We start from the raw sequence: 19,997 nt of genomic DNA on the forward strand, positions 1-19,997 counted from the left end.
TGCGCGCGCCCACTGGACCCGCACGCCCCAACCGCCTATCACCCCCTGCAACAACCCTATCAGCAAGAGGCTCGCCCCATGTCGCGCTATTCAGCCAGTGACGTCGAAGCGAAATGGCAATCCGCGTGGGACGCGGCCAAGGTTTTCCGCGCTCGTCGCGACGAGACGCGCCCGAAATATTACGTGCTGGAAATGTTCCCCTATCCGTCGGGGCGCATCCACATGGGCCATGTGCGCAACTACACGATGGGCGACGTGGTGGCGCGCTACAAGATCGCGACGGGGCATAACGTGCTGCATCCGATGGGCTGGGACGCGTTCGGCATGCCCGCCGAAAACGCGGCCATGGCCAGCGGCGGCCACCCCAAGGACTGGACCTACGGCAATATCGCCGACATGCGCGCCCAGATGAAACCCTTGGGCCTCTCGATCGACTGGTCCCGCGAATTCGCCACCTGTGATCCTGAATATTACGGCCAGCAACAGGCGCTTTTCCTCGATTTCCTCGAACATGGTCTTGTCTACCGCAAGAACGCCGTGGTGAACTGGGATCCCGTGGACATGACCGTTCTGGCCAATGAACAGGTGATCGACGGCAAGGGCTGGCGATCGGGCGCGGAGGTGGAGCGCCGCGAACTCACGCAGTGGTTCTTTCGCATCTCCGACTTTGCCGAGGACCTGCTCGAGGCGTTGGACACCCTCGACAACTGGCCCGCCAAGGTGCGGTTGATGCAGGAAAACTGGATCGGCAAATCGCGCGGGCTGCAATTCGCCTTTGGTCTCATCGACGGGCCGGACGGGCATGACCGGATCGAGGTCTACACCACCCGCCCCGACACCCTGATGGGCGCCAGTTTTGTCGGCATTTCACCCGATCACCCGCTGGCCAAGACGCTTGAACGCGAGCGCGCCGATGTGGCGGCGTTCTGCGCCGAGGCGCGCAAGGGCGGCACCACCGCCGAGGCGATTGAGAAGGCCGAGAAGCTGGGCTTTGACACCGGCCTGCGCGTGCGCCATCCCTTTGACACCGCTTGCGAATTGCCGGTCTATATCGCCAATTTCATCCTGATGGATTACGGCACAGGCGCGATTTTCGGCTGTCCGGGGCATGACCAGCGCGACCATGAGTTTGCGCGCAAATATGACCTGCCGATCCTCGATACCTTTCTGCCGCTTGAGGGCGATCACGACATTCAGGCCGCGCCCTATGTGCCGCTCAAATCCGAGCGCGTGCGCTACACGCGGCTTGTCGCGGGCGAGGAAATCCAGAGCGGCGAGGCGGGCGTCAATGCCGCGATTGAGTTCTGCGAAACCAACGGCGTAGGGCAGGGCGTCACCAAATTCCGCCTGCGCGATTGGGGTCTCAGTCGCCAACGCTACTGGGGTTGCCCGATCCCGGTCGTGCATTGCGACACCTGCGGCGTGGTTCCGGAGCGCAAGGAAAACCTGCCCATCCGCCTGCCCGACGATGTCACCTTTGATGCCCCCGGCAACCCGCTGGACCGCCATCCGACATGGCGCGACTGCACCTGCCCGCGCTGCGATGCGCCCGCCCGGCGCGAGACCGACACGATGGACACGTTCGTCGATTCAAGCTGGTATTACGCCCGCTTCACCGCGCCTCATGCCGCCACGCCGACCGATATGGCCGAGGCCGAGTATTGGATGAACGTCGACCAGTATATCGGCGGGATTGAGCATGCGATCCTGCATCTCTTGTATTCCCGATTCTTCGCCCGCGCGATGCAGGTCTGCGGGCATCTGCCCCAAAAGGCGATCGAGCCGTTCGATGCGCTCTTTACGCAGGGGATGGTGACGCATGAGATATATCAGACCCGCGATGCGGCGGGACGCCCCGTCTATCACCTGCCCGAAGAGGTGAGTGAGGGGCGTTTGGCGAATGGCACCGAGGTGGAAATCATCCCCTCCGCCAAGATGTCAAAATCCAAGAAGAACGTCGTCGATCCCTCGACCATCATCGCCCAATACGGCGCCGATACCGCCCGCTGGTTCGTCCTCAGCGATAGCCCGCCCGAGCGCGATGTCGAATGGACCGCATCAGGGGCCGAGGCTGCGCATCGCCACCTGAGCCGCGTCTGGCGCATTGCCGCCGAGATTGCGGCGAGCGACGTCCCCGCCACGCTGGACGATGACGCGCTCTTGCGCGAGATGCACAAATGCATCGACGAGGTGACCAAGGGCATCGACAGTTTCGGCTTTAACGCGGCCATCGCGCGGCTCTATGCCTTCACCAACACGCTCGCCAAATCGCAGGCGGGGCAGGGTGCGAAGACCAGTGCCGCGCGCACGCTGGCGCAGCTCATGTCGCCCATGACCCCGCATCTGGCCGAGGATATCTGGGCCATGCTGGGGGGTGAGGGGCTGGTCACGACCGCGCCTTGGCCTCTCGCTGACCCGGAGATGCTGATCGACGACACGGTGATTCTGCCCATTCAGATCAACGGCAAACGGCGCGGCGAAATCACCGTTCCCGCCGATATGCCGAAATCCGAGGTTGAAAAACTGGCGCTGGCCCACAATGCTGTGCTCAAGGCGCTGGATGGGGCCCAGCCCAAGAAAATCATCGTTGTCCCTGGACGGATCGTGAATGTCGTCGTTTAACCGTCGCCTCCTTCTGCTCTCGGGCTTGGCCTGTGGTCTTGGCGCACTGGCGGCCTGTGGTTTTGCGCCCGCCTATGGGCCGGGCGGGGCCGGGACGGCCCTGATGGGGCGGGTCGAGGTGGACGCCCCCAACACCCGCGCCGGCTATCTGCTCACGCAGGAAATCGAGACGCGCCTTGGCCGCGCTACCCAACCGCGTTACGCCCTCAGCCACACGATCACCCTCGACACCCAGGCCATGGCCATCAACCGCAACAACGTGGCCTCGCGCTTTAACCTCTTGGGCAGCGTTGCCTATAGCCTGCGCGATCTCGAGACGGATGCGATTGTCACCTCCGGCGACGTCAACAGCTTTACCGGCTATTCCTCGACCGGCAGCACCGTGGCGGTGCAGGCCTCCGAGCGTGACGCCGAAACGCGGCTCATGTCCATTCTGGCCGATCAACTGCTGACCCGCCTTCTGGCCGCAGACCTGCCGCCGCCGGAATGAAGCTCTCGCCCCGCGATGCCACCCGCTATTTCGCCAAGCCCGAGGCGCAGCGCACCGGGCTCCTGATCTATGGGGCGGACGCGATGCGCGTGGCTCTCAAACGGCAGGAAATGCTGGCCGCGCTGCTGGGCCCCACGGCGGATTCCGAAATGCGCCTCACCCGGATGCCTGCGGGGGATCTGCGCAAGGACCCTGCCGCGCTGATGGATGCGGTCAAGGCCCAAGGCTTCTTTCCCGGCCCGCGTGCCGCCTTTGTCGAGGATGCCAATGACACCGCCGCCGATGCCATTCTGGCGGCGCTCAGCGATTGGCGGGCAGGGGATGCGCAGATCGTCGTGACCGCAGGCGCGCTCAAGTCGACGTCGAAACTTCGCAAGGCATTTGAAAGCCATCCCAATGCCTATGCCGTTGGCCTCTATGACGACCCTCCGAGCCGCGAAGAGATCGAGGCCGCGCTCACCCGCGCCGGTCTGCGTGATGTACCGGGACCGGTCATGGCTGATCTGACCGCACTCGCGCGGGATCTCGACCCCGGCGATTTTCGCCAGACCGTCGAGAAACTGGCGCTCTATAAACTGGGCGATGCCACGCCGCTCAACGCGTCTGATATTGCCGCCTGCGCACCCGCCTCGACCGAGGCGGATCTGGACGACATCCTCAATATCGTGGCCGAGGGGCGATCGTCCGAAATCGGCCCGGTGATGCGGCGGTTGAAGGCGCAGGGAACGCAGCCTGTCGGCCTCTGCATCGGGGCCACGCGGCATTTTCGGGCGCTCTATACCGCGGCCTCTGATCCCGGAGGGGCGGCGCAGGGCATCGCGCGCATGCGCCCGCCGATTTTCGGGCCGCGCCGCGACCGGATGCTGCGACAGGCGCAGGGGTGGGGCGCGGAGCGGTTGCAACAGGCGCTGACGATTCTGACGGATACGGACCTCACCCTGCGCTCCGCCGCCCAACGCGCGCCGGAAATGGCGCTGGTGGAGCGGGCGCTCATTCGCCTTGCCATGCTCGCCAGCGCGCGGTGATCCGGGCGGCCCCGTGCGGCGCAGGACCGCATGCCGTATGATCATCGCCCAGAGCCACCTCATGCTACGCCCTTTCGACACATGCCGCGCCCCGGCGCGACTCCCCTCTCGCTCAGCCTATGCACAGCCTGTTGATAAATCGTTAAACCCTTGCCCATTGCGCGTGGTCCCGCTTTCCAGCAAAGCTGCGCATGAACCACCTCAACAAGGACAATTCCATGTATGACGTCATCGGCTCACGTGCCAGCCGCGCCTTTCGCGTGCTCTGGCTCGCAGAGGAAATGGGTATCCAATACAATCACTTGGCCGTTGCTCCCGGCTCGCCCGAGGCGCTCGCGGCGAATCCGTCGGGCAAGATTCCGGCGCTGCGTGATGGCGATGCGGTGTTGACCGATTCCACCGCGATCATGACCTATCTCGCCGACAAGCACGGGCAATTCACCCATGCCCCCGGCACCGTTGCCCGCGCGCGTCAGGATGCGCTGACCCATCAGATCCTCGATGAGATCGACGGCATCCTCTGGACCGCCGCGCGCCACAGCTTTGTTCTGCCCGAAGAGCACCGTGTGCCGGCGGTCAAGGACTCGCTCAAATGGGAATATGCCCGCAATATCGCGCGCATCTCTGACGCGCTGACCGGTCCTTTTCTGCAAGGCGAGACCATGACCATCGCCGATATCCTGCTGGCCCATTGCCTGATCTGGGCGGGTAAGGCCGGGTTTTCGGATCCCGGTGAAAAGCTCAACGCTTACCTTGGGATGATGTCCGGCCGTCCCGCGTGTCAGCGCGCCTCGGCACTCTCCTGAGCATGGGCGGCGGCATGCCGTCCCGCCCAATGCCCCGTGGCAAGGCAAGCAGTCAGCAGATAGCCGCCCGTCGTCGCCTCCCAATCGAGCATTTCCCCGGCGGCAAACACGCCGGGGCATGCCCGCAGCATCAGCCCCGGATCAAGCGCCTCGAACCGCAGACCGCCCGCGGTCGAGATCGCCTCATCCATCGGGCGCGGCCCCGTGAGGGGCACGGTCAAGCGCTTGAGAAGGCGGGGTAAATCCGCAGCACCCCGCCCGAATTCCATCACCAGCGCCAGTTTCACAGGATCCAGCCGGAAGGCCTTGCGCAGCCGGTTCTTGAGGCTGTCGCTGGTCTTGGTGTGGCTCAGGCGGTCCGTGACCTGCGTCACGCTGAGGTCGGGCAAAAGATCGAGCGTGAGCGGCGCGCCATCGCGAAGCGCCGCACTCACCTCATAGATGCCGCCGCCCTCTAGCCCTTGGGAGGAAATCACGAACTCCCCGCGCGAGCGCAGGGCCCCGGCGTGCAATTCCACGCCCTTGACTGGCTGTCCGAACTGCGCCGCCATATGCGATGACCAATCGACCAGAAAGCCCATGTTGGCGGGGCGGAACGGTGCCAGCGCTGTGGGATCGAGATGCGCCGCCCATGCTCCGTCCGAGCCGAGCCGCGCCCAGCTTGCGCCGCCGCAGGCCAGCACCGTGACGGTGGGGTGTAGGCGTTGCACGCCCAAAGGCGTGTCGAATACCGCGCCATTGTCCCAGCCGCGCCAGCGCCAACGGGTGCGAATCTCGACCCCAACCTCCTGCAATTCCACAAGGAAACTGCGCAGAAGCGGTGAGGCTTTCATCAGCTTCGGAAAGACCCGGCCGGTCGATCCGACAAAGACCTCCTGCCCCAGCGCGCGCGCCCAATCCTGTACCGCCTCCGGCCCAAACGCCGCGATCATCGGGCGCAGGGTGTCGGCGCGGGGGCCGTAGGCCGTCATGAACGCCTCGAACTCTTCCGCCTTGGTCAGGTTCAACCCCGATTTACCCGCCATCAGAAACTTGCGCCCGACCGAGGGTTTGGCCTCGGCCACCGTGACACGCAACCCGGCGCGCGCCATCTCCCGCGCCGCCATGAGACCCGCAGGCCCGGCCCCGATGACAAGAGCGTCGGTCATGCGACCGGGGCCAAGCTCAGGGTCGGGTCCAACCCCAACCCCCGGTGATGCACCACGCGCTGCGGATAGGGCATCTCAACGCCACGTGCGCGCAGCACGGTCCAGATCGCAAAGAGCACGTCGGACTGATATTTGCCGGTCACGTCCTCGATCCCGTCGACCCAGTATTCCACCGAGAAATCAACGCCGCTTTCGCCAAAGGCTTTCAATTCGCATTCCGGCGCAAATTTCCCATCGGCCAACACCGCATCCACCGCCGCGACTGCCGGTTCGACCATCGCCGGGATCAGAGTGATATCGGTCTCATAGCTTACGGAGAATGCCGCCTCATAGCGGTGCCGTTTGCCTGCGTCGGAGTAGTTGACCACGCGGGAGGTGATGAAATCCTCGTTGGGCACCACGATCCAACGCCCGTCGACCGTTTCCAGAATGGCGGCGCGGGCGGTCATCTTGACGATGGTACCTTCGGAGCCGTCATCGAGCACGACGAAATCGCCCACCGTGGTCTGCCCCTCCAAGAGCAGGATCACGCCCGAGACGAAATTGGCCGCGATCTGTTGCAGGCCAAGACCGATGCCCACGCCGAGCGCACCGCCCAAGACGGCAATCGCCGTGAGGTCGATGCCCATAATCGACATGAGCAAGAGAAACGCCGCACCGAAGATCACGATCTGGCTGGCCTTCATCGCGAGTTCGCGGGTGGCGGGGCGCAATTCCTGCTGGCGCTTGATGAAATCCTCGGAGTGGCTGTTGGACCATCGGCCCAGCCAGAACAAGAGCGCCGCCGAGACCGCGCCGCGCAGGAGCGCCAGTGCCGAAAAGCTGATATTGCCCAGATCGACCGAAATCGCGGCCAAGCGCGCGTTGGCCAGCCCCAGCAGGTCAAAGAGATAGAGCAACATGACCGGCATCAGCACATAGCGCCCCAGCATCCGCAGGAACGGATCGGTCAGGATTTCGCGCACAAAGAGCCGGGCCGCCAGAACCAGAAACAGGCGCTTGCCAAAGGCGATCACATCGCCCGAGCCAAAGATCTGACGTGTGACGCCTTCGCCCATGCCGGTCAGGCCATAGGCCAGGAGCGGCATCAAGAGCGGCAGGAACATGAGGACAAAGCGCCGCGCCGAGGCGACCATAGTATCTTGGCCCGCAGGCGGCGTCAGAAGGCGTGCAAGTGCCGGGCGCAAACGGCGCGTGATCATCACCGCCAAGAACCAGGCCGCCACCAGCACCCCGAATTGCGACCAGGCCGCGGGGCTCAGGAGCCAGCCCTTGGCCAGATCCCATCCCTGTATCGCGTACCCCAGAACCTGCCCGACAATTTCCGGCTGCCCGTCCATCACACACCCCTCGTTTTTGACCCAAACACGCCATCCTCATGCCCGCAGGCTGCACAAGGATCAAGCCAAACTATCGGAAACCCCCATTTGCCCAATCTGCCCGCGCCCCATTCCGCGCAGCGCCCGTCCGCCACCTCGGGCGGGCGCTTTTGGACGGTTTCAACACGCTGATAACGCAGAAGGGCGTGGCAGGCATAAAGTGCCAGCCACCTATGACGCAGCGCCGACCCGGCGGACGGGCTTCGCGCGGCTCGCCGCTTGGGCCGACTGTCCGCTCCGGGCCATGCTCACCGTCTCAAATGCAAAAGGCACCCCAATTTGGGATGCCTTCTCAGCCTTAGTCAGCGCCTTTTACTTAGCGTCCTCGATGGACAGCGCCACAAATCGCGGATCACCGGAACTGCGCACCAAGAGAAGCAGCGATTTGCGCCCCGCCTCCTTGGCCTCTGCGATCCGGTCGTCCAGATCGGAAATGCTCGCAACCTTTTGTTGACCGGCTTCGGTGATCACATCGCCCGCCCGCATGCCCTTTTCAAAGGCTTCCGACAACTCGTCGATATTCACCACGACGAGTCCGGTCGCGCTGCTGTCGAGCTCGAGCTGGCCGCGCAACTCGTCGTTCAGCGGGGTCACTGTCAGACCGAGTATGGTCTTTTCGGCCTGTGCCTCGGGGGCATCCTCACCGGGCTGCGCTACGGGAATGGCGCCTTCCGCTTCTTCGCGGCGGCCCAGCTTGATCTTGAGCGTGACGGTCTTGCCCTCGCGGAACACGACGACGCGCACAGTCTTGCCGACCTCTGTATTGCCGACAGTGCGCACAAGGCTGCGCGTATCGGTCACGTCCTGACCGTCGAACGACATGATGACGTCCCCCGACAACATGCCGGACTCGGCGGCCGGACCTTCTGGAACATCCGTGACCAACGCGCCTGCGGCTTTTTCCAGCCCCATTGCCTCGGCCACATCCTCGGTCACGTCCTGAATGCGCACACCCAGCCAGCCGCGCCGGGTCTCGCCGAATTCCTGCAACTGATCGACGACGCGCTTGACCACGTTCGAGGCCATGGAAAAGCCGATCCCGATCGACCCGCCGGTCGGGCTCAGGATCGCTGTATTCACGCCCACAACCTGTCCGTCGAGATTGAACAGCGGCCCGCCAGAGTTGCCCCGGTTGATCGCCGCGTCGGTCTGGATGTAATCGTCATAGGTGCCGCTCAGCGCGCGGTTCCGGGCTGAAACGATCCCCGCCGAGAGCGAGAAACCCTGACCCAGCGGGTTGCCCATGGCCAGAACCCAATCGCCGACGCGCGCCGTGTCGCTATCGCCAAAGCTGACGAATGGCAGCGGCTTGTCCGCCTTGACCTTGAGCAGCGCGATGTCGGTCTTGGGATCGGTGCCGATCACTTCGGCGGGCAGGGTTTCGCCGGAAAAGAACTCGATGTTGATCTCGTCGGCGCTCTCGATGACGTGGTTGTTCGTCACCACAAAGCCATCCTCGGAAATCACGAAACCAGAGCCGAGTGCCGATGACCGTTGTGGCCGGTCGCCTTCGCCCAGACGGTCACGAAACTGTTCAAAGAAATCCTCGAACGGAGATCCCTCAGGCACGATTGGCGCAGGGCCGGTGCCCCGCTCGACCACGGTCGAGGTCGTGATATTGACCACCGCCGGGCTGATCTTGTCGGCCAGATCGGCAAAGCTGTCGGGCCGCGCCTGCGCGGCCAGTGCCTGCGCCAGCAACAGCCCCACCATCAGCGCCATAGCCCAGAGCGCGCGCAGGCTGTGCGCGCTGGATCGTGTTTCGGAAATCGTTTGGGTGTTCACACCAATGTCTCCTTTGGTTCGTGCAACTGGCGGCACGCGCGTGCCACTCCTGCTTATGAATGTAGGTCTCCGGCACTGGATCGCCAAGGCTGCAATATCAGGTCACGGTCATGTGACCCCTTTGCCCCGCCGAAATCAAGCGCCAAGCGTCTTGGCGGCCCAGACAAGAATCAATCCCAACACCAGCGCAATCGCGCCCATCAACCGCCGCGCCTCAACCGGTAGCGCGCTCAGCGCCACCAGCATCTGTTCAATGAGTGAGGGGGCCAGCGCATAGACCAGCCCCTCCACAATCAGCACAAGTCCCAGCGCAAGAAGCGCGGTTTCGATCATTCCGGGGCAGTCCCTGACCGCAGATAGTCAAAGAATTCGCTGTCAGGTGTCATCACCATCGACGAATTGCCCCCGGTCAGCGCCTTTTCATAGGCCTCGAGCGAGCGATAAAACGCGTAGAACTCGGGGTCCTGACCATAGGCCTCGGCATAGATTGCGCTGCGTTCCGCATCTGCCTCGCCTCGGATCACCTGCGCTTCGCGCTCGGCATCCGACAACGTTTCGGTCACGGTCCGATCCGCCAGGGCGCGCACCCGCTGCGCCGCCTCGTTACCACGGGCGATCTCATCGGCGGCTTCGCGCTCGCGCTCGGCCCGCATCCGGGCAAAGGTCGCCTCCAGATTCTGCTCGGGCAGGTTAGTCTGCTTGAGACGCACGTCCACCACATCAAGACCCAGCCCCTCGGCGCTGCGCTGCGCCTGCCGCTGAATGCGGCGCATCAACTCGCGGCGATCCTCAGAGAGGATGGTGTCCGACGTCACCTGATCGGCACCCAGAACTTCACGGATCTGCGCGTTCAGGATCGACGACAGCCGGTCCTCGGCGACGCGGATACCGCCCACGCCGACCGCCTGCCGGAACTGCACCACATCGCGGATACGGTAGCGGGCAAAGGCATCGACCACCAGTCGACGGTCATCCGACGGCGTCACCTCGATCGTGTCGGTATCGAGCGACAGAATCCGGTCGTCATATCGCACGACCTCCTGAATGAACGGGATTTTGAACGACAGGCCTGGCTCTTCCTTCACGGATTTGATCTGCCCGAATTGCAGCACCAATGCCTTTTCGCGCTCATCCACCACAAAGACCGAGGACAGGCCCAAAAAGCCCAGGATGACCACAACGGGGATTAGAAATTTTGTGTTGCCCATGATCTCAGTTCCCCTCGCTGGTGGTATTGCGGCGCAGCTCGTTCAGCGGCAGATAGGGCACGACGCCATTGCCGCCCCCTTCGGTCCCCACGATCGAACTGTCGAGGATGGTCTTGTCGATATCACCCAGAACCCGCTCCATCGTCTCGAGATAGAGACGCTTGCGCGTGACGTCCTGCGCTTTGGAATATTCTGTCAGAACAGACGTGAACCGGCTCGCGTCACCCTGCGCTTCGTTGACCACGCGGGCGCGGTAGCCCTCTGAATCCTCAAGAATTTGCGCGGCCTGACCGCGCGCTTCGGCGAGGGCACGGTTGGCATAGGCATCCGCCTGTCGTTGCAGCCTGTCGCGCTCCTGCTCGGCAGCCTGCACCTCGCGGAAGCTGTCGATCACTTCGTTCGGCGGATCCGCCTTGTCGAGGTTGACCCGGACGATCCGGATGCCGCTATCATATTCATCCAAGGATTCCTGAATGTTCTGCATCGCGGTATCTGCGATGATCCCACGGTCCCGGTTGAGGATCGGCGCAAGGTTCGACGCGGCAATGATCTCGCGCATCACCGATTCCGACACGGCCTGCACCGTCAGTTGTGGATCGCGGATATTGAACAACAGCTTGCCCGGATCAGAAATATTCCACACCACCTGAAACCCGATATCGACGATATTGGCATCCGTCGTCAGCATGAGACCTTCTTCGCGCGCGCCAGCGCTGCGGCCGACGTCTTCGGTCCGTTCCGACGTCACATTGACGATCTCTGCCGTGACCAGCGGCCAAGGGGCAAAGTTCAGACCCGGATTGCCGGTCTTGTAGTATTCACCCAGAAACAATTCGACTGATTGCTCTTCCGGCTTGACCGTATAGACGCTGGCAAAGACCCAGAGCGCCACAGCACCCAACACAGCCAGACCAACCGTGCCCTTGCCGAATTGTGGCCCGTCACCGCCGCCGGTGCCGCCGCCCCGGTTGCCGCCGCCACGCCCGCCCATCAGAACGCGAAGCTGGTCCTGACCCTTGCGCACCAATGCGTCGATTTCAGGCAGTTGCGGTCCTCCCTCGGGGGGGCGTTTTCCACCCCCTGTGTTGCGGTCGCGGTCATCGCCGCCACCGCCCGAATTTCCGCCGCCGCCCCACGGGCCGCCAGAGTTTCCAGCCATACGTATGTCTTCCCTTGTTGTCCTGCCGTTCCCGGCTTGTTTCACTACCTGTGCAGCACAGGCGAAAAATCAAGCGGTACGCACAGGCGTTTTCATCGTCACCAGTTCTTCCGACATGGTCGGATGCACCGCCACGGTGCGGTCGAAATCCTCTTTTGTGGCCCCCATCTTGACGGCAATGCCGGCAAGCTGGATCAATTCCCCCGCACCGGGTGCTACGATATGACACCCTAGCACTTTGCGGGTGGCCTGACTGACGATCAGTTTCATCAGCACCCGGTCGGGCCGTCCGGCAAAGGCGGTCTGCATCGGCCGGAACGAGGTCGCATAGATTTCGATCGGCTCTTGGTCGCGCGCCTCTTCCTCGCTCAGCCCCACCGTGCCCATCTCGGGCTGGGTGAAAACCGCCGTGGGGATGAGATGGTGATCGACCGGGGTCGGGTTGCCCTTGAACACCGTCTCGACAAAGGCCATCCCCTCGCGGATCGCCACCGGCGTCAGGTTGACCCGGTCGGTTACATCGCCAATCGCATAGACCGACGGCACGCCGGTCTGGCTATAGGTATCGACCAGAATCTCACCCTTGCGCCCGACCGCGACGCCCGTGGCCTCGAGCCCCAGATTTTCCGTATTGGGCGCGCGCCCGGTGGCAAACATCACCTGCTCGAACACCGCCTCGCTGCCGTTGGTGCCGGTCACGCGATAGCCGCCCTCGACCACCTCCATCGCCTCGATATTGGTGCCCAGATGCAATTTGATCCCAGAGGCAATCATCTCCTCCGACACAAGGCCGCGCGCCTCGTCGTCAAAACCGCGCAGGACTTGCGCGCCGCGATAGAACTGTGTGACCTGCACCCCCAACCCGTTGAGGATACAGGCAAACTCACAGGCGATATAGCCGCCGCCAATGATCAATATCGACCTTGGCAGCTTCTCCAGATGGAAAATCTCATTGCTGGTGATTGCGTGCTCTGCCCCCGGCAGATCGGGTTTCACGGGCCGCCCGCCGGTGGCAATGAGGATATGCTTGGCGCTCAGGCGCGTGCCGTCGGCCAATTCCACCGTATGCGGATCGACCAGCGCTGCGCGGCTGTCATAGGTCTCGACCCCGTTCGTCTTGAGAACACCGCGATAGACCCCTTCCAGCCTGTCCAGTTCCGCATGCAGCTTGTCCCGGAACGTGACCCAGTCGAACCCGCCCGCATGCACCGTCCAGCCATAGGCCTGCGCATCGGCCATCGCGCCGCGATATTCCGAGGCAAACACCATCAGCTTTTTCGGCACACAGCCGCGAATGACGCAGGTGCCGCCGTAGCGGTCCTCTTCGGCCAAGGCCACGCGCGCGCCGGCCTGCGCCGCGACCCGCGCCGCCCGCACGCCGCCAGAGCCGCCGCCAATTACAAAAAGATCATAGTCAAACGCCATGGTGCTCCCTCAGTCCGTCAGATCACGAAAGAGATTGTCGGTCTCGACGAAATCGAGCCGGTCTTCCTCGACCGTGCCCTCGTTGATGTCGCGGGTTTCCACCCGGCCATCGCCATAGCCCAGAATGACCACATCGCAGATATCAAGGAAAAGCCCGTTTTCCACCACCCCCGGCATCTGGTTGAGCGCCATCGAGAGTTGATGCGCAGCGCCGATCCGGCCAAGATGCAGATCAAGGATATAATTGCCCTCATCGGTGATAAAGGGCCGCGCGCCGTTCATTCGCAGCGAGGTGTTGCGCCCCAGCACATCCATATTGATCAAGAGTTCCTCGACCAGCGACTTTGTGGTCTGCCAGCCAAACGGGATCACCTCAACCGGAAGGGGAAACGCGCCCAGCGTCTCCACTTCCTTGCCGACATCGGCAATCACGATCATCTGATCCGAGGCTGTCGCTACGATCTTTTCCTGCAAGAGCGCGCCGCCGCCACCCTTGATCAGGTTGAGATTGCTGTCGAACTCGTCCGCCCCGTCAATCGTGAGATCCAGCCACTTGGCCTCGTCCAGACTGATCACCTCAATGCCGACTTCCCGCGCCAATTCCGCCGTGCGCGTCGATGTCGGTACGCCGCGAATGCGCAACCCGCCCTCGCGCACCATCTCGCCCAGACAGCGCACCATCCAGGCGGCGGTCGATCCGGTGCCAAGACCCACGCGCATCCCGTCTTCGACGAAATCCACCGACCGCTTGGCGGCAACAAACTTGGCCTTGTCGATCGGCGACAATTCTCCGGTCATGGCAGCGACTCCCAGCATGTTTCGCAGGGGTTATATGAGAGATGCGGCGCAGGTGCGAGACCGAATTCGCCCCGGTTGTCCGCCCCGCGCTCGTTAACCATTCCTAAACCCCTGCCGCGCTAGGCATTAATCCGGCATCAACCATAGGGGACCGCATGGTCGCGCGCGCCTATACCGTGGCTTTTGAGGGGGTCGAGGCGCGGCCAGTCGAGGTGCAATGTGCCATCACCGCAGGCGTGCCGGCCTTCTCGCTCGTGGGCCTGCCCGACAAGGCGGTGTCCGAGGCGCGCGACCGGGTGCGCGCGGCGCTCTCCGCCATGGCCATCGCCCTGCCGTCCAAACGCATCACCATCAATCTCTCGCCCGCGGACATGCCCAAAGAGGGCAGCCATTTCGATCTGCCCATCGCGCTCGCCCTCTTGGCCGCCCTTGAAATCATCCCGCATGACGCGGCAGAGGGCACCACGGCCCTCGGAGAACTGTCGCTCGACGGCACGCTCATCGCGGTGATCGGCGCGCTCCCCGCCGCCATGGCCGCCGCCGAGGAAAACCGCATCCTGCTCTGCCCCAAATCCTGCGGGCCCGAGGCGGCATGGGTCGGTGCGGTGCAGGTGATCGCCGCCGCCTCGCTCACCGATGTCGTGCGCCACTACACCGGACAGGCGCTCATTCCTGCCTCGAACCCCGGTGAGGTGATCGCCGCCCCCGCCACCCGCGACCTGCGCGACGTCAAGGGGCAGGAGCGTGCCAAACGCGCGCTCGAGATTGCCGCCGCCGGGCGCCACCACCTGATGATGATCGGCACGCCCGGTTCTGGCAAATCCATGCTCGCGGCGCGCCTGCCCGGCATCCTGCCGCCGCTGTCCGCGCCCGAGGCGCTCGAAACCTCGATGATCCATTCCCTCGCGGGGCTGCTGACCGAGGGCGGCATCAACCGTGCGCGTCCCTTTCGCGAGCCGCATCATACCGCCTCGATGGCGGCCATCGTCGGCGGCGGGCGCAGCGCCAAGCCCGGCGAAATCAGCCTTGCGCATAACGGCGTGCTCTTCATGGATGAATTCCCCGAATTCCCCCGCACCGTGCTCGAAACCCTGCGCCAGCCGATCGAGACCGGCGAGGTCATGGTCGCCCGCGCCAATGCGCATGTGAAATATCCCTGCCGTTTCCTGCTTGTCGCCGCCGCCAACCCCTGCAAATGCGGCTATCTCTCGGACCCGAATCGCGCCTGTTCCCGCGCGCCCAACTGCGGCGAGGATTACATCGGCCGCATCTCCGGCCCCTTGATGGACCGCTTCGACCTGCGGGTCGAGGTGCCCCCCGTCGCCTTCTCTGATCTCGATCTGCCCGCCTCCGGCGATGCCTCGAGCACGGTCGCAGGCCGGGTCGCGGGGGCGCGGGCGGTGCAGGCGGCGCGCTTTGCCAGCCACGCCCATATGCGCCTCAACGCCGATGCCGAAGGCGCGGTTCTCGATGACATCGCCACCCCCGATCCCGAAGGCCGCGCGCTCATCACCCGCGTCGCCACCCGCTTTGGCCTCACGGCACGCGGCTATCACCGCGTTCTGCGCGTCGCGCGTACCATTGCCGATCTCGACGACTCTGTGGATGTCCGCCTGCCGCATGTTGCCGAGGCGGTGAGTTTTCGCGTGGCCGGTCTCAAAGAGACCTGATCCACCGCGCCAGATGGCGCAGGCTCGCCCCGGCTTCGGGCAGGACATTGTGAAAGATGGGCCAGACATGCGGATGATCGGGCTTGACCGAGAGCACGCTTTGCACGCCCTGCGCCTCCAGCGCGGCCTGCATCCGCAGGGCATCATCGCGCAGGATTTCCGTATCGCCCACCGTCATCCACACCGGCGGTGCGCCGGTAAATCGGCCAAAGAGCGGCGAGGCGCGCGGATCGCGCGGGTCATCTGTGCCTAGAAACATCTCCAGCATCTCGCCGATTCGACCTGCGGAGAGCACGCAATCGCGCGCGTCATTCTCGATCACCGAGGCCCCGGAATAGGTCACATCCGTGAGCGGCGAAAAGGCAAAGACACCCAAAGGCGGGGCGAGGTCGTGCGCCAGAATCTCATGCAACAGCGCCAGCGCCAGCCCGCCCCCTGCACTGTCCCCGCCGATGATCACATCCTGCTCGGCCCGGAGCGCGCGGTATGAGGCCAGCGCATCCTCGATCTGCGCCGGAAAGGGATACTCGGGCGCCAAGCGATAATCAGGCAGGCAAGCGGGCAGGCCGGTCAACGCCGACAGCTTGGCGAGCATCGCCCGATGGGTGGTCGAGGTGCCAAACACATAGGCCCCGCCGTGGAAGTAAAGGATCACGGGCGCAGGCCGCGCGCCACGGGCCCGCGCCCATTGCACCGGCACCCCGCCCAGCATGTCGCGCTGAAACAAAGTACCGAAGGGGGCATGGAAATAGAGCCGCGACTTGAACGCAAAGGACCGCCTGAGGCGGTCCTTGTCATGGCGCGCCAGCGCCGGTTTCTCAAACCAACGCAGATGACGGTTCAAAAGGGCAAGCTGCCAACTCATGTCCGCCGCGCCTCGATCGCCTCCCAGACCTTGGCCGCGATGTTCACTGCGTCGAACCGCTCCAACTCCTGTATGCCGGTGGGCGAGGTCACGTTGATCTCGGTCAGGTAATGGCCAATCACGTCAATCCCCACGAAAACCTGTCCCTTTTCGCGCAAGAGCGGACCAATCGCGGCGCAGATTTCCAGATCCCGCTCGGTGAGCGCAACCTTCTCGGCGCGTCCGCCCACATGCATGTTGGACCGCGTCTCGCCTTGGGCGGGTACGCGGTTGATCGCGCCGACGGCTTCTCCATCCACCAGAATCACCCGCTTGTCGCCCTTGCTCACGGCAGGCAGGTATTTCTGGACAATAAGAGGCTCGCGGCTGAACCCGGTGAACATCTCATGAAGGCTGGCGAGATTGCGGTCGCTCTCGGGCAGGTGGAACACGCCCGCGCCGCCATTGCCATAGAGCGGCTTTAGGATCACATCGCCATGCCGCGCCCGAAACGCCCGGATCGTGTCGAGATCGCGGGCAATCGCGGTGGGGGGCATCAGGTCTGGAAAATCGAGAATCAGCAGCTTTTCGGGATAGTTTCGCACCCAGAACGGATCATTGACCACCAATGTTCCGGGGCTCAGACGCTGCAATATATGCGTCGTGGTGATGTAGAACATGTCAAACGGCGGATCCTGCCGGAGCCAGACCACATCGAACGTGGACAGATCGACCGTCTGTTCTTCGCCCAGCCGGAAATGGTCGCCCTGAACCCGCTGCACCGTCAGCGGCCACCCCCGTGCCGTGACCCGCCCCTCGTCATAGGCCAGCCGGTCTGGCGTGTAATAAAACAGCTCATGCCCCCGCGCCTGCGCCTCTTCCGCGAGGCGAAAGGTGCTGTCTCCGTTGATATTGATCGGCCCGATCGGGTCCATCTGAAAGGCGATTTTCATGTCCTGCCCCTTTTTTCGGTCTCCCGCTTACATGCGGCATGACGGGCGGGCACGCAATTCAGAAATGGCCAAAGGCATTCTCGAGTATGCGCACATCCCCCCGGCCATCCACGATCCCGAGATCAAAGCGGACAGGGGCCAATTGCCCCTCAGGCAAGAGGCCCAGATACTCCGACGCCGCCGCATAGATCCGCCGCATCTGCCCCTGATGCAATCGCTGCAATGCCAGATCAAAACTGGCCGCTTGCTTGACCTCGCAGAACACATAGGTATCGGGCGCACGCAGGACCATGTCGATCTCTCCGCTTTGCCCGCGCCAGCGCTGATGCAAGAGGGATGCCCCCCGCCGCTCATAGGCGCGCAAAACACTCGCCTCCGCCGCCTGACCCGAGAGATAGGCCCGCCGCCCCCGGTCCTGACGGCGCAAGATATCTGGGGCCACCACGATCGCCGCCACGCCAACCGCCTCAAAGTCAAATGCCAGTTGCCGCATCTCTTACTCCGTCTCTTCTTGCCTGCCCTTTGCCAAAAGCAAGGCGCGTTGATAGACCTCACGCCGCGGCGTGCCCGTCTCTGTCGCCACCAGATCCGCCGCATCGCGCACAGAATGCCCTTGCAGCGCCTCCAACACCATCTGGTCTAAATCAACTTCCCTAATTTTCTCCAAACTTCCGCGATCAATAATCACGACAATTTCGCCCTTTGGCGGCGCATCTGCCCAGATCTGCGCCAGATCCTCCAGCGTTCCACGCCGGACCTCCTCGAATTTCTTCGTCAGCTCGCGGCAGACCGCGGCGGATCGTGTCCCGCCCAGCACCTCGGCGGCATCGCGCAGCATGCCCGCTACCCGCTTGGGTGATTCGTAAAAGGCCAGGGTTGCGGGCACCCCGGCCAACTCCTTCAGCACCGCCTTGCGCTTCGAAGCGGTGTTGGGCAGGAACCCGGCAAAGAGAAACCGATCGGTTGGCAATCCGGCGAGCGTCAACGCCGTGATCACCGCCGAGGGTCCGGGGGCCGAGATGAGGGTATAGCCCTCCGCCACCGCCGCGCGTCCCAGATCAAACCCCGGGTCCGCGACCATCGGCGTCCCGGCCTCAGAGGCGTAGACCACCGATTGCCCCGCGTCCAGCGCCTCGAGAATCTTGGGCCGCATGCGCCCGCCATTGTGGTCGTGATAGGCCCACATCGGGCGATCCCGGAGCGGGACGCCATGAATTTCCATCAACCGGCGCAGGCTCCGCGTGTCTTCGGCCACCAGCACATCCGCCGAGGCGAGAATGTCGAGCGCGCGCAGCGTGATATCGCGCGCGGCCCCGATCGGGGTCGCTATAAGGTAAAGACCACCGGCCAGTTTCTGCTCTATGGGATTCACCACTGGACCCGCTCCGTATGACCGTTATGATTGCCCGCAATCGCGTCTGGCCACAGGCAAACCGCAAAAAAGGGAGTGAGACCTGACCATGTTCGCCGTTTTACAAACGATCCGCAAGCCGTTCACCCGCCCTCTCTTGGTTCTTGCCGCCCTCGTGCTGGCGGCTTGCCAACCGATTTCGGTCGCCACACCCGGCGGCGGCGGCACAGCACCCTCCGGCCCTGTGCCCGTGGCGCTCTTGGTGCCACATGGCAGCGGTGACGCCCAAGAGGCGCAGTTGGCGCGCGATCTGGAGAACGCGGCGCGTCTCGCCGTCTCGGACCTTGCAGGCGTGCAGATCGACCTGCGCGTCTATGGCACGGCCGGTCAGGCTGGACAGGCGCAGCAGGCCGCCCTCAACGCCGCCGCAGACGGCGCGCGCATCATCATCGGGCCGCTGCATGCCGAATCGGCCAATGCCGTGGCGGTCGCGATGGCCCCGCGCAACATCAACGTGCTGGCCTTTTCCAACAACCCGACCATCGCGGGCGGCAATCTCTTCATTCTCGGTCAGACCTTCCAGAACACCGCCAACCGGCTCGCGAATTTCGCCACCCGTCAGGGCAAATCCCGCATCATGGCCGTCTATTCCGACAATCTCGCAGGGCAACTTGGCCGCGCCGCCATCGAACAGGCGGTGCGCGACAACGGGGCAACGTTGGCGGGCAGCGTCGGCTATGAGTTTTCCCAAACCGGCGTGATCGACGCCATCCCCAAGATCAAGACCGCCGCCGAAACCAATGCCGCCGACGCCATTTTCCTCACCGCCAACTCTGCCGGTGCCCTGCCGCTCTTTACCCAGATGCTACCGGAGAACGGGCTTGGTCCCGACCGGGTGCAGTATATCGGGCTCTCGCGTTGGGATACCCCGCCGCAAACGCTTGATTTACCGGGGGTTCAGGGGGGCTGGTTCGCCCTGCCGGACCCGGCCCGCGCCAATCAGTTTACCCAGCGTTTCAGCGCCGCCTATGGCAACACGCCGCATCCCATCGCAAGCCTCGCCTATGACGGCATCGCCGCCGTGGGCGCGTTGGTAAAATCCGGCAACCGCGAGGCGCTGGGTCGCAATGCGCTCACCCAATCCGCCGGGTTTCAGGGTGTCAGCGGCGTCTTTCGCCTGCGTCCCGATGGCAGTAATGAACGCGGTCTTGCCGTCGCCACCATCAGCGACAAGCGTGTGACCATCCTGTCACCCGCCCCCCAGAGCTTTGGCGGGGCCGGATTTTGAACCATGCCTCTCTCTCGGCCTCTGAAACGGGTGCGAAACGCATAGC

General features: G+C 63.8%; 18 protein-coding genes. 6 read left to right on the top strand and 12 right to left on the bottom strand.

What is annotated here, in order from left to right; translation table 11 throughout:
* Positions 1–78: 78 nt before the first annotated feature.
* The 4 genes from leuS to ACSSVY_RS06815 all read left to right on the top strand — a co-directional run bounded on the left by leuS (position 79) and on the right by ACSSVY_RS06815 (position 4,943).
* Positions 79–2,622, top strand: a complete 2,544-nt coding sequence (gene leuS / locus ACSSVY_RS06800) for a leucine--tRNA ligase (RefSeq protein ID WP_454268659.1) — start codon at positions 79–81, stop codon at positions 2,620–2,622.
* A complete protein-coding gene (gene lptE / locus ACSSVY_RS06805; RefSeq protein WP_454268660.1) occupies positions 2,609–3,112 on the top strand; it encodes an LPS assembly lipoprotein LptE in 504 nt (167 codons plus the stop codon). Before leuS ends, lptE begins: the two co-directional genes overlap by 14 nt.
* Positions 3,109–4,137, top strand: a complete 1,029-nt coding sequence (gene holA / locus ACSSVY_RS06810; protein WP_454268661.1) for a DNA polymerase III subunit delta — start codon at positions 3,109–3,111, stop codon at positions 4,135–4,137. Before lptE ends, holA begins: the two co-directional genes overlap by 4 nt.
* 218 nt (positions 4,138–4,355) lie before the next feature.
* A complete protein-coding gene (locus tag ACSSVY_RS06815; RefSeq protein ID WP_454268936.1) occupies positions 4,356–4,943 on the top strand; it encodes a glutathione S-transferase family protein in 588 nt (195 codons plus the stop codon).
* On the opposite strand, the gene ACSSVY_RS06820 is transcribed toward ACSSVY_RS06815, so the two are convergent.
* The 8 genes from ACSSVY_RS06820 to rpiA all read right to left on the bottom strand — a co-directional run bounded on the left by ACSSVY_RS06820 (position 4,919) and on the right by rpiA (position 13,845).
* On the bottom strand, positions 4,919–6,091 hold the full coding sequence (locus ACSSVY_RS06820) for a TIGR03862 family flavoprotein (protein ID WP_454268662.1): 1,173 nt from the start codon (positions 6,089–6,091) through the stop codon (positions 4,919–4,921). The genes ACSSVY_RS06815 and ACSSVY_RS06820 overlap by 25 nt on opposite strands.
* A complete protein-coding gene (locus tag ACSSVY_RS06825) occupies positions 6,088–7,431 on the bottom strand; it encodes a mechanosensitive ion channel family protein (protein WP_454268663.1) in 1,344 nt (447 codons plus the stop codon). The genes ACSSVY_RS06820 and ACSSVY_RS06825 overlap by 4 nt, the downstream gene beginning before the upstream one ends.
* 351 nt (positions 7,432–7,782) lie before the next feature.
* Positions 7,783–9,192, bottom strand: coding sequence for a Do family serine endopeptidase (locus ACSSVY_RS06830; RefSeq protein WP_454268938.1), 1,410 nt, complete (start codon positions 9,190–9,192; stop codon positions 7,783–7,785).
* 198 nt (positions 9,193–9,390) lie between these two features.
* The gene (locus ACSSVY_RS06835; protein ID WP_454268664.1) at positions 9,391–9,588 is read right to left on the bottom strand and encodes a DUF2065 domain-containing protein; all 198 of its coding nucleotides are present in this window, start codon (positions 9,586–9,588) and stop codon (positions 9,391–9,393) included.
* Positions 9,585–10,463 (bottom strand): protease modulator HflC, encoded by an 879-nt coding sequence (gene hflC / locus ACSSVY_RS06840; protein ID WP_009817625.1) that lies wholly within the window; start codon positions 10,461–10,463, stop codon positions 9,585–9,587. The genes ACSSVY_RS06835 and hflC overlap by 4 nt, the downstream gene beginning before the upstream one ends.
* A gap of 4 nt (positions 10,464–10,467) precedes the next feature.
* Entirely contained in the window at positions 10,468–11,622 is a 1,155-nt protein-coding gene (hflK, locus tag ACSSVY_RS06845; RefSeq protein ID WP_454268665.1) for an FtsH protease activity modulator HflK, read from the bottom strand.
* A 69-nt stretch (positions 11,623–11,691) separates the two neighbouring features.
* Positions 11,692–13,047, bottom strand: coding sequence for a glutathione-disulfide reductase (gene gor / locus ACSSVY_RS06850; protein WP_454268666.1), 1,356 nt, complete (start codon positions 13,045–13,047; stop codon positions 11,692–11,694).
* Positions 13,048–13,056: 9 nt separating this feature from the next.
* Positions 13,057–13,845: a ribose-5-phosphate isomerase RpiA gene (rpiA, locus tag ACSSVY_RS06855; protein ID WP_040650512.1), complete on the bottom strand. Its 789-nt coding sequence runs from the start codon at positions 13,843–13,845 to the stop codon at positions 13,057–13,059.
* Positions 13,846–14,000: 155 nt separating this feature from the next.
* Here rpiA and ACSSVY_RS06860 point away from each other — a divergent pair, with 155 nt between their 5' ends.
* Complete coding sequence (locus ACSSVY_RS06860; protein WP_454268667.1) at positions 14,001–15,515, top strand: YifB family Mg chelatase-like AAA ATPase; 1,515 nt, start codon at positions 14,001–14,003, stop codon at positions 15,513–15,515.
* Here ACSSVY_RS06860 and ACSSVY_RS06865 read toward each other — a convergent pair.
* The 4 genes from ACSSVY_RS06865 to rsmI are packed head-to-tail and all read right to left on the bottom strand — an operon-like array spanning position 15,502 to position 18,687.
* Positions 15,502–16,380 (bottom strand): alpha/beta hydrolase, encoded by an 879-nt coding sequence (locus tag ACSSVY_RS06865; protein ID WP_454268668.1) that lies wholly within the window; start codon positions 16,378–16,380, stop codon positions 15,502–15,504. The two genes, ACSSVY_RS06860 and ACSSVY_RS06865, sit on opposite strands and share 14 nt — an antisense overlap.
* Entirely contained in the window at positions 16,377–17,312 is a 936-nt protein-coding gene (gshB, locus tag ACSSVY_RS06870) for a glutathione synthase (protein WP_454268669.1), read from the bottom strand. The genes ACSSVY_RS06865 and gshB overlap by 4 nt, the downstream gene beginning before the upstream one ends.
* A 58-nt stretch (positions 17,313–17,370) precedes the next feature.
* The gene (locus tag ACSSVY_RS06875; protein WP_454268670.1) at positions 17,371–17,805 is read right to left on the bottom strand and encodes a YraN family protein; all 435 of its coding nucleotides are present in this window, start codon (positions 17,803–17,805) and stop codon (positions 17,371–17,373) included.
* A 3-nt stretch (positions 17,806–17,808) separates the two neighbouring features.
* Entirely contained in the window at positions 17,809–18,687 is an 879-nt protein-coding gene (gene rsmI, locus ACSSVY_RS06880) for a 16S rRNA (cytidine(1402)-2'-O)-methyltransferase (RefSeq protein ID WP_297777917.1), read from the bottom strand.
* An 85-nt stretch (positions 18,688–18,772) separates the two neighbouring features.
* Here rsmI and ACSSVY_RS06885 point away from each other — a divergent pair, with 85 nt between their 5' ends.
* Entirely contained in the window at positions 18,773–19,951 is a 1,179-nt protein-coding gene (locus ACSSVY_RS06885; RefSeq protein ID WP_454268671.1) for a penicillin-binding protein activator, read from the top strand.
* The last annotated feature ends 46 nt before the right edge of the window (positions 19,952–19,997 follow it).

It is taken from the genome of Roseovarius sp. MBR-51 (assembly GCF_053628575.1).